We start from the raw sequence: 16,586 nt of genomic DNA, 5'->3' as shown, positions 1-16,586 counted from the left end.
AAGGTACAAAGGGATTATTCAAATCGAAATGTGGCAAAGGTTAAAAAAAGTACAAGATTTTTTTGAGGGACTGAGTTTCTAAGACGCTAAGTTTATTAGCAGGCGTTCCTGCAAAGTTTTCAAAACCTTGTTGGTATAACTTTTAAATCTAAATAAGCCGAATCAAACCTACAAGATTTTAAAAACCTTGCAGGAAGAAAAAAGGGTCCAAAGTAAAACTTTGAACCCTTTTAAAATCTTAGCATCTTAGTTCCTCAGAACCTTAGAACCTTTAATTAATACTATTAAGCATTTCAGCGATTTCATCTAATCTTGGCGTTAAGATGATTTCGATTCTACGGTTTTTCGCTTTTCCTTCTGCAGTAGCATTGCTTGCTAATGGAGAAAATTCGCTTCTTCCCGCTGCTGTTAATTTTTGTTTGTTGATTTTGGCATTTTCGCTCAAAATATTTACAATTGCAGTAGCTCTTTTAGTAGACAAATCCCAGTTGTTCGCAATTGGCCCTGAACCTGCATACGGATCATCATCTGTATGACCTTCGATAAGAACCGAAAGATCTGGATTATCTCCTAAAACTTTTCCAAGTTCTACAACTGCTTTTCTACCTTCTGTTCCAACAGCCCAGCTTCCTGAATTAAAAAGTAATTTGTTTTCCATAGAAACATATACTTTTCCATTTTTCTGTTCTACTGTTAAACCTTTACCTTCAAATCCGTTTAAGGCTTTCGATAAAGTTTCTTTTAATTTACGCATTGCTTCTTCTTTTGCCGCAATCATAGCTTCAAGTTCGTTTAAGCGACTTGCTGTTTTATCTAAACGAGCTTGTTCCTCTGCAAGAGCTTTACCTTTTGCTTCTAATTGCGCCAGCAATTCACGGTTTTTAGCCATGTTTTTCTCTAAAGCATCATTGCTGTTTTTCTCTAGAGCATTGTATGAATCTTGTAATACTTTATATTTTTTCTGCTCTGCAGCAAGATCGGCTTTTTGTTTAGCCAAATCGTCTTTTGTACTGGCCAAATCCTTAGTCAGTTTATCACGATCGAGTTCTAACTGATTTTTTGCTGTCTTCAAACTTTCATTTTCATCGGCAATAGATCGGTTTTCTTTTTTTAAATCTGAATACTTTGTTTCTAAATCATTGTAAATTTTCTTCGAAACACATGACGTTGTGGACAAGGCTAATACTAGCAATCCGATGGAGGCTTTTTTAATCATCTTTCTTAATTGGTTTTTATTTCGGGGCGTTTATAATTTTAAATTTCAAAATTTAATGCCAATATCAATTTTAAAACTTAAATCTTTTCAACAAGAACAATACCAAACTTTAGTCAATTTCGACTAAAACCGGACAATGATCTGAATGCACAGCGTCTGGAAGTATAACGGCTCTTTTTAATCTGCTTTCCAATGAATCGCTCACTAAATTATAATCGATACGCCAGCCTTTGTTATTCCCTCTTGCGCCTGCACGATAACTCCACCAAGAATAATGATGCGGATCTTTATTGAAATGACGGAAACTATCTATAAAACCAGATTTCATAAAACCATCTAACCACGCGCGTTCTGCAGGAAGAAATCCAGAAACTGTTTTATTACGAACAGGATCGTGAATATCAATTGCTTCGTGGCAGATATTATAATCTCCGCAGATAATCAGGTTTGGAATCGTAAGTTTTAATTCATTAACGTACGTCTGAAAATCATCCATAAACATAAATTTATGATCCAGTCTTTCAATGTTTGTTCCAGATGGAAGGTATAAACTCATTACAGAAACATCGTCAAAATCGGCACGAAGATTTCGTCCTTCAAAATCCATATGGTGAATTCCAGTTCCAAAAACAATATTATTAGGTTTTGTTTTAGACAAAATTGCTACGCCGCTGTATCCTTTTTTTGTTGCAGGATAGTAGTATTGAAAAGGATAGCCAGCTGCCGTTATATCATCAACCGGAATCTGATCCTGTGTAGCTTTTATTTCCTGAAGGCAGATCACATCAGGATTTGCTTGTTGCAGCCACTCGATAAAACCTTTGTTTATCGCAGCACGAATTCCGTTTACATTATAAGAAATAATTTTCATCAGTGTTTTTTTAAAGGATTTCAAATGTAATAAAAAAGTGCAAAGTTTATCTTGGAAACAATGAAAAGTAGACTTTTTTGTTATCTTTGTTCGCTGTTCTAATAAATTAAAAGTAGTACATGGGTTTAGTTACCGCGAAAGAAGTTGCAAAGGCAATAAATGTTGAAAAGTACGGAGTTTTCGGTACCTTTTCTGGCTGGATTCTTATGAAGGTTCTTAAGATCTCAACCCTTAATAAAATTTACGATCGTAATAAACATTTGGAAGACCTGGCGTTTTTGAATGGAATTTTAGATGAGATGGAAATCAAATTTGAAATCCCTGAAGAAGATTTAAAACGTCTGCCAAAAGATGGTGCCTATATTACTATTTCTAATCATCCTCTTGGGGGAATTGACGGAATTTTATTATTGAAATTAATGCTTGAAAGAGAGCCAAATTTCAAGATTATCGCCAATTTCTTATTGCATAGAATTGTTCCTATGAAAAAATATATTATGCCGGTTAACCCTTTTGAAAATCATAAGGATGCTAAATCGAGCGTAATTGGTATTAAAGAAACTTTACGTCATTTAAGTGACGGAAAACCTTTAGGGATTTTCCCTGCCGGAGAAGTTTCTACTTATAAAGATGGAAAATTAGTTGTGGATAAACCATGGGAAGAAGGCGCTCTGAAATTAATCAGAAAAGCCAAAGTTCCTGTTGTACCCATTTATTTTCATGCTAAAAACAGTAAATTATTTTACTGGCTTTCTAAAATTGATGACACGCTGCGTACTGCAAAACTGCCTTCTGAGCTTTTGACTCAAAAGGATCGTGTAATTAAAGTTCGTATTGGAAAACCAATCTCTGTAAATGAGCAAAACGAAATTGAATCTTTTGAAGAATATTCAGAATTCTTAAGAAAGAAAACGTATATGCTGGCAAATCCTTTTGAAAAGGACAGCAAATTGCTGGACACAGCAAGTTTAAAAATTTCAAAAGCACCAAAAAAAATAGTTACGCCTGTCGACGAATCAAAAATGATCGACGAAGTAAATGCATTGAGAAACAGCGATTGCCGATTATTACAAAGCAAAAACTACGAAGTCTTTTTTGCAAGAGCAAAAGCGGTTCCGAATATTTTACACGAAATTGGCCGTTTACGTGAAATTACTTTTCGTGAAGTGGGCGAAGGAACGAATGAATCTATCGATTTAGATAAATTTGACCAATATTATCACCATATGTTTTTATGGGATGATGAAACCAAAAAAATTGCTGGTGCTTATAGAATGGGATTGGGTTCTGAAATTTATCCTAAATACGGCATTGAAGGTTTTTACCTTAATGACCTTTTTAGATTTGAACCAGAATTACACGATATGATGCACAAGTCAATCGAAATGGGACGTGCATTTATTGTAAAAGAATATCAGCAGAAACCAATGCCTTTGTTCTTATTATGGAAAGGTATTATACACACCACTTTACGTCATCCAGAACACAAGTATTTACTTGGCGGTGTAAGTATCAGTAACCAATTCTCAGATTTCTCTAAATCTTTGATGATTGAGTTCATGAAATCAAATTATTACGATCCGTATATTGCGCAATACATCCACCCGAAAAAAGCGTATAAAGTAAAACTAAAAGATGCAGATAAAGACTTTATCTTTGATGAAGCCGAATCTGATTTAAATAAATTCGATAAAATCATTGATGAATTGGAACCAGGAAATTTACGTTTACCGGTTTTAATTAAAAAATACATCAAACAAAATGCAAGAGTGGTTGCTTTCAATGTCGATCCTTTATTCAACAACGCTATAGATGGTTTAATGTACATTAGAATCGCAGATATTCCAGAAAGCACTATGAAACCTGTTATTGAAGAATTTCAAATAGAATTGGAGCGTAAATTATCTGAAAAGGAAGATTAAGATTTTCTTTTATATAAAAATAATAAAAAGTCCCATTTGTTAAACAAATGGGACTTTTTATTATGTGGTTTGCTTAAAACCAGCCTTTATAACCGGCTTGATAAGTCTGATAAAACTCTTCGTCTGATTTTGTCAAGTAAATAATTCCTTCGATAATACCTATTAGTCCGCCAAGGCCAAACAAAAGTCCTAAAAGAAGCTGAATCACACCTTCTTTGGTATAACCAAGATAGAATTTATGAATTCCCAAATAACCTAATAGAATTGCCAGAATAGCTGAAATTACTTTTTTATTTTCTCTTCGATAGTGTATTGGATTGTTCCAATCTTCTCTTTTTGTATTCTCCATTTTTATTTCCTTTATAGTTAATAATATAGTTTACAAAATCGTTAAACCTCAGATCAAATCTGACAAGACAAATAATGTATTACTTATCTACTACCATCGTTTGGGCAGCCAAATCATGAAGCGCTCTTTTTTCCTGATTCAATAATGAAGCTAAATAAATTAGTGGGAAGAAAACACAAATTCCTTTAATTAGATTTCTTATAATCGTATAGAAAGGAAGCACATTTTGCCCCTCATTATAATCAACTGTTTTAATAGACAGCGCTAATTTCCCTACAGAGGAGCCTTTGAATAAAAAGTCGCAGAGCATAAAATACCCGAAACCAATTAAAGGAATAAATCCAAGTCCAGATTTTATGTAATAAATCAGAATTAGATTGACCGCATACAAAAGAGCAATATCTATAACAAAAGCTCCAATTCTTTTTCCAAAGTCACACGGCACAAGACCAATTACACTGTTTTCTTCTTGCGAAGTATTTCCCATTCTATTTCTTGTATCGTATTCATGCGCAGACAAAACCGATCCGGGAATGTAAGCCGTATTACAGAAGAAACAGCTTAACTCATCGCCTACATCTTTAATTTTAAGCAATGGAATAAAGAAAATATGAAAATAAAGCTGATAGTTTTTTAATTGATAGCTTTCTTGTCTTCTGCAATTCGGGCAATCAAATTTTCCAGATTTAAGGGTACTTTGAACCGTTTTTCTTCCGTAGATAATCATAGGATTTTTAAATATTAGTTTAGTTTTTGGTTTTTGGGGAATTCAACTCAAACATTCAAAATGTTTTGTTAAAAACTGAAACAATATTATTAAAAATTAACACATAAAACTAATTCAATAAAATTTAAAATCGAAAAAGATTCTATTCAAATCCTAAAACAAATCTATACTTTATAAACCGCTTTTATCTTATCTACAATTACTTGCGCCAAACGTTCATGACTTTCAAAAGTCCACCCCGCAATGTGAGGTGTCAGTAAAACATTCTTTTCTTCCAGCAGATATTGAAATGCTTCTGGAGTATTTTCATCCTGAAAAAGCGTTTCAAACGAAAGTTTCTCATACTCCAAAACATCCAAACCTGCGCCTAATACCTTTTTTAACTTCATAGCTTCAACTAAATCTGCAGTAACTATATTTTTACCACGCGAAGTATTTATGATCCAGAATGGCTTCTTAAATGCGTCGATAAAACTTTTATTGACCATTTTGTCGGTTTCTGGAGTCCATGGCAGGTGAAGGCTTAAAACATCTGCTTTTTCTTGTAATTCGGATAACGACACCTGTTTTGCGTTTTCATCACCGACATTATCCAAAATGTCATAACATAAAACTTCTGTATCAAAACCTCTTAGTTTTTTAGCAAAAGCTTTTCCCATATTTCCGTAACCAATAATTCCGACCGTTTTTAAATCCAATTCGTGACCACGATTACTTTCTCGGTTCCAATGTCCTGCTTTTACTTCTGCATCAGCTTGGTTTAGGTTATTAAATAGAGACAAAATTACGCCAAGCGAATGTTCTGCAACAGCGTTGCGATTTCCTTCTGGCGCAGCAATAAGATGAATTCCTTTTGAAGAAGCATACTCACAATCAATACTTTCCAAGCCAGCGCCGACTCTCGCAATAAATTGCAACTTTGTTGCGCTATCCAGAAATGTCTTATCAATTTTAAAACGACTGCGAATTACGATTCCGTTGTAGTCATGTATTTTTGCTTGTATTTCTTCTTTTGAAGATTTAAAATCGGCATGATTTTCAAAACCTCCTTCTTCTAATTGATTCCAAAGTATTGGATTATTACTGTCGATATGAAGAATTTTTATGCTCATTATTTTTTCAGATTTTATGATAAACAAAAATACGGTTAATTTAATCTCGCTAAGTCGCAAAGGCACAAAGTTTTTTTTAATGTAGATTTCATTCTTGAATTAAATAGAATAAAAACTTTGAGTCTTCGTAACTTCGTGGCTAAACATTATAGTTAGCACTTAGACGCATAATTTTTCTCTCGCAGATTTTGCAGATTTTATGGATTTTTTCTCTTGCACTTAACTCAAATAACCGAAAACAAAACTTTGAGCCTTTGTGACTTCGCGGCTAACATGATAGTCAGCACTTGGACGCATAATTTTTCTCTCACAGATTTTATGGATTTTATGGATTTTTTCTCTTGCACTAAATTCAAAATAACTAAAGACAAAACTTTGAGCCTTTGTGACTTCGCGGCTAAACATGATCGTTAGCACTTAGACGCATAATTTTTCTCTCGCAGATTTTGCAGATTTTATGGATTTTTTCTCTTGCACTAAATTCAAATAACTAAAAACAAAACTTTGAGTCTTCGTGACTTCGCGGCCAAACTTTTTTATTGGTCATATTTTTTTTAACTTTGAAAATACAAGCCTTAAAAAAATGTCATTCCTAAATCTTCTGAACTTTTCTAAAATGAAATTAACCAAAACTTTTAAAGCTTTTTTTGAAAACGAAAAATCAGGAGGAATTATCTTGCTCGTTGTCACGATTTTATCTCTTTACTTGGCAAATTCATCTTTTCAAGTTCCGTATGTAGCATTTTGGGAAAAAGAAATCGCAGGTCATTCCATAACAGACTGGATTAATGATGGTTTAATGACGATTTTTTTTCTGCTTATCGGATTAGAATTGGAACGTGAAATTTATCATGGCGAATTGTCTAATTTCAAAAATGCATCTTTACCAATCATGGCTGCTTTTGGTGGTATGCTGGTTCCCGCTGCAATCTTTTTGGTTTTAAATTACGGAACAACTACTCAAAACGGAGCCGGAATCCCGATGGCTACAGATATTGCTTTTGCAATTGGAATTTTATCTCTTCTCGGCAATAAAGTTCCTGCTTCATTAAAAGTATTTCTAACGGCTTTGGCTGTTATCGATGATTTAGGCGCTATAATCGTTATTGCCATTTTCTACACAACTTCCATTTCATTTTTAAATCTAGGAATTGCACTTGGAATTTGGTGTGCTTTGTTTGTTTTAAATCGAATGAAAATTCACAATTTAATTCCATACATCATTGGTGGTATTATAATGTGGTATTTTATGCTAAACTCGGGAGTTCATGCTACAATCACGGGTGTAATTCTAGCATTTGTTATTCCGTTTGGTGATGGCGGCGAAAAGACTTCTTCATACAAGTTACAGCATTTTTTGCATCAGCCTGTTGCGTTTTTTATACTGCCTTTATTTGCCGTTGCGAATACTGCCTTAACTATCACAGAAAACTGGCACGAAGGATTGAGCCATACTAATAGCTACGGAATTATCCTTGGACTTGTAATTGGTAAACCGCTTGGAATTTTACTATTCTCTTCTGTCGGAGTAACTGCAGGTTTATGTATTTTGCCAAAAAACCTAAAATGGGCACATATTCTAGGCGCAGGAATGCTCGGCGGAATTGGTTTTACGATGTCGATCTTTATTACCGTTCTTGCTTTTAAAAACCCAGAAATCATTGTTTTTTCTAAAATAGCAATTCTTATTGCCTCATTTTTAGCTGGTCTTATGGGTTTTGTGTATTTGAAGTATGTTTTAAATAAAAACCCTGCGGTTTAATCTAAAAGTTATGAGCAAAATTCAATTTTTTATCCTCTCAGCATTTTATTTTTTTCTAATTTCTTGTAATCAGAAATCAGAAAATCCAGCTTCTTCTGAAAATTTAAAAGATGAAATTGAAGGAACATATACATCTGAAGAATGCAATCTTTCGTTAATCATTTCAAAAATTAAAAATGATTATCAATATGTTTTTAAAACAAGTGTTCGAACTTTAAAAGGAAAAGCATCTTATTCTAAAAACAGTTCGGGTGAAAAGTATATTGTTTTAGAAGGAATTCCATGGGACGAATACGAAGGCGACATTAGCAATGAAGAGGAAAATGATTCGATTCCTGCAAAAGAGTTAGAGATTCCTGTTGGCATCGATGCTGTATATGTGAAAGACACTTTAACCATTCAGAATTATGGTAATGCTATGAATTCATATACTAAGATTTCAGAATGCGGATTGAAGTATATTCTGCTGGTTAAAAAATAAAATTCCAAGTTATAAATTCCAAACTCCAATTGTTCTTGAAAAACTTGAATCTGTAGAACTCGACCTTTGTCAAAGTTTAAAACTTTGACAAAGGTTTTTGACAATAATATCGTAAAGCAGTTCGACAATATTAAAGATTTTGTTTGTGGAGTTTCTAGTGTGATCCTTCGTTCCTCAGGATGACAAATTGAACTATTAATTATAAAACCAAAAAATTCCAAACACCAATAAAAATTGGAATTTGGAATTTCTATTATTGAGATTTTAATAATTCTAACCTTTAATTTGTTTCAAAGAAGTTTTAATCCCTTTGATTAAAGAGGAACTGAAACCATTATGTTCCATTTCATTTAAACCAACTATTGTACAGCCTTGAGGTGTTGTTACGCGGTCGATTAATTGTTCTGGATGTACTTTTTCCTCTAAAAGCATTTTTGCTGCTCCTTTTACGGTTTGTGCCGCAATTGCTAAAGCGGTTTGAGAATCAAATCCAATTTCGATTCCTGCCTGCATAGACGCACGAATGTAACGCAATGCATACGCAGTACCGCATGCACCTAAAACAGTTGCCGCATCCATTAGTTTTTCGTCAATTACTGGAGCTGTTCCTAGATCTTGGAATAAATCAACAATTGGCGCTGCATTTTCTTTATACTTTTCAGGAAAAGAAATACAAGTTGCCGATTCTCCAAATTGTGCCGCAATATTTGGCATGATGCGTACAACTGGATATTCATTATTTGTTTTCGACTGAAGCACATCAAGAGATAATCCGCTTACAGCCGAAGCAATTGTTTTATTTTGAATCACTGTAAGAATTTCAGCCAAAACAGTATCGACTTGATACGGTTTTATGGTTAAAATTACGACATCAGCTTCTTGAATAGTATGTTTGTTATCGTTAGAGACAGTAATTCCGTACTCGGTTAAATATTGAATACTTGCTGTGTTTCTTCTTGTAACGGTAACTTGGTTGTTTTTTGAAAATTTAGCGATTCCCAAGGCAATAGAAACCCCAAGGTTTCCTCCTCCAATAATGTGTACTTTCATTCTTCTTGGTTTGAATTTATGATGACTGATTAACAGTATATTTTCCGCCTGTAAATTACGCAGATTTTAGAGATTTTAAATCACTGTAAAATGCTAATTTGTGGCAAAAATCTAAAATCCAAGAATCAAATTGGCCACTCCGAAGTAAAGCATAATTCCGAATACGTCGTTTGTGGTTGTGATAAATGGACCGGTCGCAATTGCGGGGTCAATTTTATTTTTATTTAAGAAAAGCGGTACTAAAGTTCCTAAAGTTGCTGCAAACAAAATCACAACAATCATTGAGATAGAAATAGCAAATCCCACTAAATACTGCTGGTACATTACAGAATGATAGCCTAAAAGCAGTAATGAAATAATGCTTCCCGAAATCATCGAAACGGTAATTTCTTTGGTAAAATAAGCACGGCTGAATTCTTTCAATGTTCCGTTTGCCAAACCCTGCACAACAATTGCCGAAGCCTGAACTCCGATATTTCCAGCTGTAGCAGAAAGCAAAGGCACAAAAATAATTAAAGTCGAATATTTTTGAAAGGTTGCTTCATTGCCTTTTAAAACAAAAGAGGCTACAATTTCGATCACCATCCCGATTAAAAGCCAAGGCAGACGCGCTTTTGTCAATTCATAAACGCTGTCATTCGACTCAACGTCTTGTGTAATACCCGCTGCTAATTGGTAATCTTTATCGGCTTCTTCCTTGATCACGTCCAAAATGTCGTCGATAGTAATTCTTCCAACCAAGCGTCCCAATTCGTCAACAACCGGAATTGCCTCTAAATCGTATTTCTGCATGATACGCGCGACCTCGACATCTTCCGTATCAACATTTACAAAATTTAATTTTCGGATATAAACTTCCCCAATCTGAGTTTTGGTAGAAGAAGTCAGTAGATCTTTAAGAGACAGTCGCCCTTTTAGCCTGTTTTCGTCATCAACAACATAAATAGAATGAACTCTGGAAACATTTTCTGCCTGAATTCGCATTTCTTTAACGCAAGTCAAGACGTTCCAGTTTTCATTTACTTTCACGAGCTCTTTCCCCATCAATCCACCAGCCGTGTTTTCGTCGTAACGCAAAAGATCAACAATATCTTTAGCGTGCTCAACATCATTTAACTCGGAGATTACCTCAGCTTTTATTTCTTGCGAAAGTTCCGCAATAATATCGGCAGCATCGTTCGTTTCAAGCTCATCAAGCTCTTCTGCAATTTCTTTTGGCGAAAGTCGGCTTAAGATATTTTCACGCAGATCTTCTTCTAATTCCAGAAGAATTTCGGCTGTTTTATCACTATCTAAAACCTTAAAGATATAGGTTGCCTCGTCGAAATCTAATTCGTCTAAGATTTCCGCAATATCAGCGTGGTGCATATCATTAAGCAAAACTTCAAGTTCATTGTCGTTTTTCTTATTGATAAGATCTTCTAACTGATGTATAAATTCTCTACTAACTTTGAACTCCATCGGTTTCTATTTTTAGAGTTAGTTCAATGAATTCATCGACGCTAAGCTGCTCTGGACGTTTATCAAAGATAATGTCTTCTCGCAATTTGTCTGATAAATTTAATGTTTTCAAACTGTTACGTAATGTTTTTCGTCTCTGCTGAAAAGCGGTTTTTACAACTGTAAAAAACAACTTTTCGCTGCAAGGAAGACTATAATCTTCCTTTCGGGTCATTCTCATCACACCCGACTTAACCTTGGGCGGAGGAATAAAAACGTTTTCATCAACCGTAAACAGATACTCTGTAATATAGAAAGCCTGGGCTAAAACGGATAATATTCCGTAGGCTTTGGAGCCTTTTTTCTCGCAAATTCTTTCGGCAACTTCTTTTTGAAACATTCCTGAAAATTCTGGAATCTGATGTTTAAATTCTAAAGTTCTGAAAACAATTTGAGTCGAAATATTATACGGAAAGTTACCAATAATGGCAAACTGTTTGTTTTCGTAAACTTCGTTTATGTTATATTTCAGGAAATCCTGAGAGATAATTTTCTCTTTTAATTTTGGATAATTGGCACCCAGATACGTTACAGATTCTGTATCAATCTCAATAACGTGTGTGTTAATCGGCTTTTCAAGTAAATACTTAGTAAGCACACCCATCCCCGGTCCTATTTCTAAAACCTCATCGTATCCTTTCAGACTTAAAGTGTCGGCAATAGCTTTTGCAATGCTTTCGTCTTTAAGAAAGTGCTGTCCTAAATGTTTTTTGGCTTTTACTTTTTCCATTTTATTTCTTGTTTGCCGCGAGGGCGCAAAAGTATTCTTTTTGCTGTAAAGGCAATGCCTATTTTATTTATTTTTTGCCACTAAGGATCAAAGAAACAAAGCTTTATTTCGTTATTTTCTAATTCTCAACTGTAAACTGAAAACCGTGACTGTAAACTAAAACCTAGTGTTCCGAAATAACTTCTAATTCTGTTCTAAAAGAAAGCATTTTATCTGCAAATAAACCTAAAGCTTCTCTGTGAAATTCTGGTTCATCTTCGATATAAAACTTATCTAGAGTTTCTTTGCTGTCGGTTACATATTGTACAGAATAAGTAATACCGCCCATTTCTTCTTCAACCAAAACTTTTACAATTCGTGCCGATGAAAATTTTTGAGTAGCCAATATTTCTGGTATATGTTTTTCCTGCATCCATTTTAACCATTGGTCGTGAACGCTTTCGTGTATGTTTGTGGTAACGTTGTAAATAATCATTTTTTTCTAAGGTTCTGAGATTCTAAGGCGTTAAGGTTCTAAGTTTTTATTTTAGGCTCTTAAATCCTTTATTGAATCATCGTATTACTAATTCTTTTTGTTTAATTGTTTAATTGGTTATTCGGTTAAACGTTTAACCGATTAAACCAAACTACAAATTCTTATCTCCTCTTAATTCGCGGTATTTTTTTCTGGCATCGACAAAGTAAATACTGTCTTGATGATTAAAAATTACCTTTTCATAAAGTGGTTTTGCTTTTTCTACCTCTTTCAATTCGTCATTGTAAATTTCGGCTGAGAAAAATAGTGCTTCGTCTACGTAGATTCCGTCACTGTGATTGTCAATAATCTGCTGGTATTGGCTTAAAGCCGAAGCAAAATCTTTCTGACTTTCATAGACTTTCCCTAAACGCAATAATGTTACAGCTTCTATTTCTTGTCCCTTAAAGGTTTTTAAAATATTCTGAAACTGCGTTATGGCGTCTTGTTTTTTATTCTGATAAATTAAAAAATCTCCTTTTGCAAACTGCTTCAAAGCGACTTGAGTAGAATCTGCAGCGGTGTTATCATTAATTAATAGAAAATATTCTAGTGCGTCGTTGGCAATTAACTGCGTATTGGCCGCTTTTAATTCTTTAAACTGTTTATTCGCCCATTCAAAATCGCCTTTGTAATAACTGGTTTTTGCCGCTTTTAAACTGGCTTCGTGCGCCATTACATCATTCTTTAAATCCAATTGAATCTGCGAATAATAAATAAGTGCCTGATTGTATTTTTCTTCTAAAAGTAAAATATCTGCCAGCTCCATTTTGGCATCGGCCTTTTGATATTCGTTTAAATTTAATTCTAAAGCCTTTTTGACAACTGCCTTTCCTTCTTCTGTTTTTTTCAAATTGAAAGCCAGAAAATGCGCTTGAATCAGCTGCAAAGATAAGGTAAAAGGATTGATTTCGTAAGTTGCCAGTAACTGCTGTAATTCCTGATGGATAGCGGGATAATCTTTTTCCTGAGCATTATCAATCTTAATCTGCATTAAATAGGCGTTAGATTGAATCAATAAATCTAAATCTTTGGTATTTTGAAGAATAAAATTTAGAATTTCTACAGCAGTTTCATCATCGTCTTCATTCATTGCAAACTGACTCAGATTGACGATACTCATCAACGATTCGGGTTCGCGTTTGTAAATTGCTTTTTCTTGAATAAAAGCTTTTCCGAATTCTTTCTGCTGTACATAAAACCAGCTTAAATAATGATTCCAGAAAACGTCCTGATCTTTTTGGGTTTTAAGAATTAATGCTTTTCGCATTGCATCTTTAAAAGCCGTATTATCTGTTTCTCCATTCATAAATCGAGAAAGCTGCGTTTGGATCAGATTGGTATTTTGCGGATTTGTAAAAGATTCTGTCAATAATAAATCGATCATTTGATCGGTTTTTCCTAATTGTCCGTAGAGCATTCCGATTTGAAAATTGAAATTGAAGTTCGGCTGAATCTGCATTGCGGTTTGGTACGCTTTTAAAGCATATTCCAACAATACTTTTTTCTCGAATGAATTAGCAACGCCGTAAACATCATTCGGATTTATTTTTATTTTTTCAATTGCCTGTTCGTAATAATTTTTGGCTTTCGAATCATTTTTCTGCAGTTGAAAGTTATATCCTAACTCAACTAAAAAAACACCTTGTTTATAACGATTGTAACGGTCTTGAATTGCTTTTTCAGCATTTGTAAACTGCTGTAACTGCTGATAACAATCGACTGTTCTTAAAAAATACTGCGTATTAGAAGGCGCACTTTTTAAAAGTTCTTCGTAGCTGATTTTAGCTTTATCGAAATCCCCTTTATCGTAGTAATATTGAGCCAGCTGCTCGTTTTGACTAAATGCAAAACCAGAACACAATAAAACGATATAAATCAATATGTTTTTCATACTGCCTTTTATTTAGTTTTCAGTCGCAGTCGCCGTTTTCAGTCTTACAAACTGTAAACTGTGACTGTAAACTGTGACTTTTTTTCAGTTACTGCAAACTGTCACTGTCCACTGTGACTTTTTTTAGTTTTCAGTCAGTTACTGTAAACTGCCACTGTAAACTGTGACTTTTTTATTTTTCCAAATTATCAAGGCTAAACCAATTACAATAAACGGAATACTTAAAATCTGCCCCATATTAATCAGCATATTATTTTCAAAACTCTCTTGATTTTCTTTGAAAAATTCAATTATAAATCGAGCTGAGAATAATAAAGTTAAGAAAGTTCCAAAGATTAATCCTTGTGCATTTCTAATTTTTTCCGATTTGTACATGTAAAACAAAATCCCGAAGATCAATAAATAAGCAAATGCTTCATACAGTTGCGTTGGATGTCTGGGAATTAAATCATCTCTTTGAAAAACAACTCCCCAATTTCCATTGGTTGGTTTTCCGTAGATTTCAGAATTCATAAAATTTCCCAATCTGATAAATGTACCGGTTACAGGAACTGCAACTGCCATTTTATCTAAAAGGCCTAAGAATTTTACTTTGTATCTGCGGCAATATAAAATCATTGCTGTAATAACTCCTATCGAACCGCCATGACTTGCTAATCCTTGGTAGCCCACAAATTCATAAGAACCTTTTATTTTCTGGATTGGTAAAAGAATTTCTATCGGATGCTTTAGAAAATAATCTGCTTCATAAAAAAAGCAATGTCCTAATCTCGCGCCAAGAACGGTTCCAACAATTACATAAATAAGTAAAGTGTCGAGATTGTCCAGCGAAAGATTTTCTTTTTTATAGATATTTCTAACAATATAAAATCCTAGAAGAAGTCCGCTGGCAAAAAGAGCTCCGTAATATTTTAAAGGAAAACTATCTGTAATCCAGAAAATAACAGGATCTACGTTCCAGTTTAATATTCCATCCATCATTTAGTCGCAGTTTTCAGTTTTCAGTCGCAGTCGCAGTTTTCAGTCCAGTATCTAACTGAGACCGAAAACTGCGACTGAAAACTAAAAAACTAGTTTATAATATCAAATCCGCAGTAAGGGCGTAAAACTTCTGGAATTACGATTCCTTCTGGAGTTTGGTAGTTTTCAATAATTCCGGCTAAAACTCTAGGAAGCGCTAATGAACTTCCGTTAAGGGTATGTGCCAATTGATTTTTTCCATCTTTGTCTTTGAAACGTAATTTCAAGCGATTTGCCTGGAAAGTTTCAAAGTTAGAAACAGAACTAATTTCTAACCAGCGGTCTTGTGCTGTAGAAAATACTTCAAAATCATACGTTAAAGCAGATGTGAATCCCATATCGCCTCCGCAAAGACGTAAAACTCTGTATGGCAGTTTTAATTCTTTTAAAATATCTTTTACATGTTCTACCATTCCGTCAAGTGCTTCATAAGACTTTTCAGGATGTTCAACACGTACAATTTCTACTTTGTCAAATTGATGCAAACGATTTAATCCGCGTACGTGCGCTCCGTAAGAACCCGCTTCACGACGGAAACAAGGCGTATAAGCAGTATGTAAAACCGGCAGATCGCTTTCGTTTAAAATTACATCACGGAATAAATTCGTAACTGGAACCTCAGCCGTTGGAATCAAATATAAATCGTCAATTGTAGAATGGTACATCTGCCCTTCTTTATCTGGCAATTGTCCTGTTCCAAAACCAGAAGCTTCATTTACCAAATGAGGCACCTGAACTTCATTATATCCTGCGGCAGTGTTTTTATCTAAAAAATAATTGATTAAGGCACGCTGTAATTTTGCTCCTTTTCCTTTGTAAACAGGAAATCCAGCTCCAGTGATTTTTACACCCAATTCAAAATCGATAATATCGTATTTCTTTACCAATTCCCAATGAGGCTGTGCGCCTTCATGTAAAACTGGAATATCTCCTTCTTGAAAAACATTCAAATTGTCATCTGGAGTTTTTCCTTCAGGAACGATATCTGCTGGAAGATTTGGTAATGTGTATAATTTATTCGTTAACTCAACCGCCAAAGCTTCTGCTTTCTCGCTTAGTTCTTTACTCTTTTCTTTTAGCGAAACTGTTTTTTCTTTTAGGATTGCTGCTTTTGCTTTCTCACCAGCTTTCATCAATTCACCAATATCTTTGGACAATTTATTAGATTCTGATAAAGTATTGTCTAATTCTACCTGTGCAGCACGACGATTTTCGTCTAATTGAACCACTTCTTCAACAACGCTTTTAGCATCGATATTTCGTTTTGCTAAAGCTTTGATTACTTTCTCTTGATTTTCTCTAATAAATGCAATTTGTAACATAGCTTGATTTTTATAACTATTGTATTTTTTATAACGGAAGCAAATTTAAGGAAATGTTTGTTAACAATAGGACAAAGTTTACAAGGAAAACTCAAATCTCCCAGAAACAGCAAAAG

General features: G+C 34.2%; 15 protein-coding genes. 3 read left to right on the top strand and 12 right to left on the bottom strand.

Annotated features, from left to right (window positions below; genetic code table 11):
* Window positions 1-271 precede the first annotated feature (271 nt).
* Together BSF42_RS10325 and BSF42_RS10320 are read right to left on the bottom strand one after the other, a co-directional pair.
* Window positions 272-1,216, bottom strand: coding sequence for an OmpA family protein (locus tag BSF42_RS10325; protein ID WP_095953001.1), 945 nt, complete (start codon window positions 1,214-1,216; stop codon window positions 272-274).
* Between the two features lie 109 nt (window positions 1,217-1,325).
* Window positions 1,326-2,087 carry an exodeoxyribonuclease III gene (locus tag BSF42_RS10320; RefSeq protein ID WP_095953000.1) on the bottom strand — a complete coding sequence of 254 codons (762 nt, stop codon included), beginning with the start codon at window positions 2,085-2,087 and terminating at the stop codon, window positions 1,326-1,328.
* A 119-nt stretch (window positions 2,088-2,206) separates the two neighbouring features.
* Between BSF42_RS10320 and BSF42_RS10315 the strand changes: the two genes are divergently transcribed.
* Window positions 2,207-4,009 (top strand): lysophospholipid acyltransferase family protein, encoded by a 1,803-nt coding sequence (locus tag BSF42_RS10315; RefSeq protein WP_095952999.1) that lies wholly within the window; start codon window positions 2,207-2,209, stop codon window positions 4,007-4,009.
* Window positions 4,010-4,082: 73 nt separating this feature from the next.
* Here the strand turns inward: BSF42_RS10315 and BSF42_RS10310 are convergent, their stop codons facing one another.
* The 3 genes from BSF42_RS10310 to BSF42_RS10300 form a co-directional block, all read right to left on the bottom strand.
* Window positions 4,083-4,358, bottom strand: coding sequence for a TM2 domain-containing protein (locus tag BSF42_RS10310; RefSeq protein ID WP_095952998.1), 276 nt, complete (start codon window positions 4,356-4,358; stop codon window positions 4,083-4,085).
* A 79-nt stretch (window positions 4,359-4,437) separates the two neighbouring features.
* Window positions 4,438-5,085, bottom strand: a complete 648-nt coding sequence (locus tag BSF42_RS10305; RefSeq protein WP_095952997.1) for an RDD family protein — start codon at window positions 5,083-5,085, stop codon at window positions 4,438-4,440.
* Between the two features lie 164 nt (window positions 5,086-5,249).
* Window positions 5,250-6,197: a 2-hydroxyacid dehydrogenase gene (locus BSF42_RS10300; protein ID WP_095952996.1), complete on the bottom strand. Its 948-nt coding sequence runs from the start codon at window positions 6,195-6,197 to the stop codon at window positions 5,250-5,252.
* A gap of 616 nt (window positions 6,198-6,813) precedes the next feature.
* Here BSF42_RS10300 and nhaA point away from each other — a divergent pair.
* Both nhaA and BSF42_RS10285 read left to right on the top strand, forming a co-directional pair.
* Window positions 6,814-7,959: a Na+/H+ antiporter NhaA gene (gene nhaA, locus BSF42_RS10290; protein ID WP_095952994.1), complete on the top strand. Its 1,146-nt coding sequence runs from the start codon at window positions 6,814-6,816 to the stop codon at window positions 7,957-7,959.
* A gap of 10 nt (window positions 7,960-7,969) precedes the next feature.
* Window positions 7,970-8,440 carry a hypothetical protein gene (locus BSF42_RS10285; RefSeq protein ID WP_216360278.1) on the top strand — a complete coding sequence of 157 codons (471 nt, stop codon included), beginning with the start codon at window positions 7,970-7,972 and terminating at the stop codon, window positions 8,438-8,440.
* 273 nt (window positions 8,441-8,713) lie between these two features.
* On the opposite strand, the gene proC is transcribed toward BSF42_RS10285, so the two are convergent.
* From proC to serS, 7 genes are all read right to left on the bottom strand, one after another.
* Window positions 8,714-9,490 (bottom strand): pyrroline-5-carboxylate reductase, encoded by a 777-nt coding sequence (proC, locus tag BSF42_RS10280; protein WP_095952993.1) that lies wholly within the window; start codon window positions 9,488-9,490, stop codon window positions 8,714-8,716.
* 111 nt (window positions 9,491-9,601) lie between these two features.
* Entirely contained in the window at window positions 9,602-10,951 is a 1,350-nt protein-coding gene (mgtE, locus tag BSF42_RS10275; protein WP_095952992.1) for a magnesium transporter, read from the bottom strand.
* Window positions 10,935-11,720 carry a 16S rRNA (adenine(1518)-N(6)/adenine(1519)-N(6))-dimethyltransferase RsmA gene (gene rsmA, locus BSF42_RS10270; RefSeq protein WP_095952991.1) on the bottom strand — a complete coding sequence of 262 codons (786 nt, stop codon included), beginning with the start codon at window positions 11,718-11,720 and terminating at the stop codon, window positions 10,935-10,937. The genes mgtE and rsmA overlap by 17 nt, the downstream gene beginning before the upstream one ends.
* 163 nt (window positions 11,721-11,883) lie before the next feature.
* Window positions 11,884-12,195, bottom strand: a complete 312-nt coding sequence (locus tag BSF42_RS10265) for a DUF4286 family protein (RefSeq protein WP_095952990.1) — start codon at window positions 12,193-12,195, stop codon at window positions 11,884-11,886.
* A gap of 151 nt (window positions 12,196-12,346) precedes the next feature.
* Complete coding sequence (locus tag BSF42_RS10260; RefSeq protein WP_095952989.1) at window positions 12,347-14,128, bottom strand: tetratricopeptide repeat protein; 1,782 nt, start codon at window positions 14,126-14,128, stop codon at window positions 12,347-12,349.
* A 138-nt stretch (window positions 14,129-14,266) separates the two neighbouring features.
* Window positions 14,267-15,109, bottom strand: coding sequence for a prolipoprotein diacylglyceryl transferase (gene lgt, locus BSF42_RS10255; RefSeq protein ID WP_095952988.1), 843 nt, complete (start codon window positions 15,107-15,109; stop codon window positions 14,267-14,269).
* A gap of 89 nt (window positions 15,110-15,198) precedes the next feature.
* Window positions 15,199-16,470, bottom strand: a complete 1,272-nt coding sequence (serS, locus tag BSF42_RS10250; RefSeq protein WP_095952987.1) for a serine--tRNA ligase — start codon at window positions 16,468-16,470, stop codon at window positions 15,199-15,201.
* Window positions 16,471-16,586: the final 116 nt, after the last annotated feature.

It is taken from the genome of Flavobacterium sp. ACN6 (assembly GCF_002304005.1).
GTDB lineage: Bacteria > Bacteroidota > Bacteroidia > Flavobacteriales > Flavobacteriaceae > Flavobacterium.
Note: the sequence above shows the minus strand (reverse complement) of the source record. Positions and strands in the feature narration are given on the sequence as shown.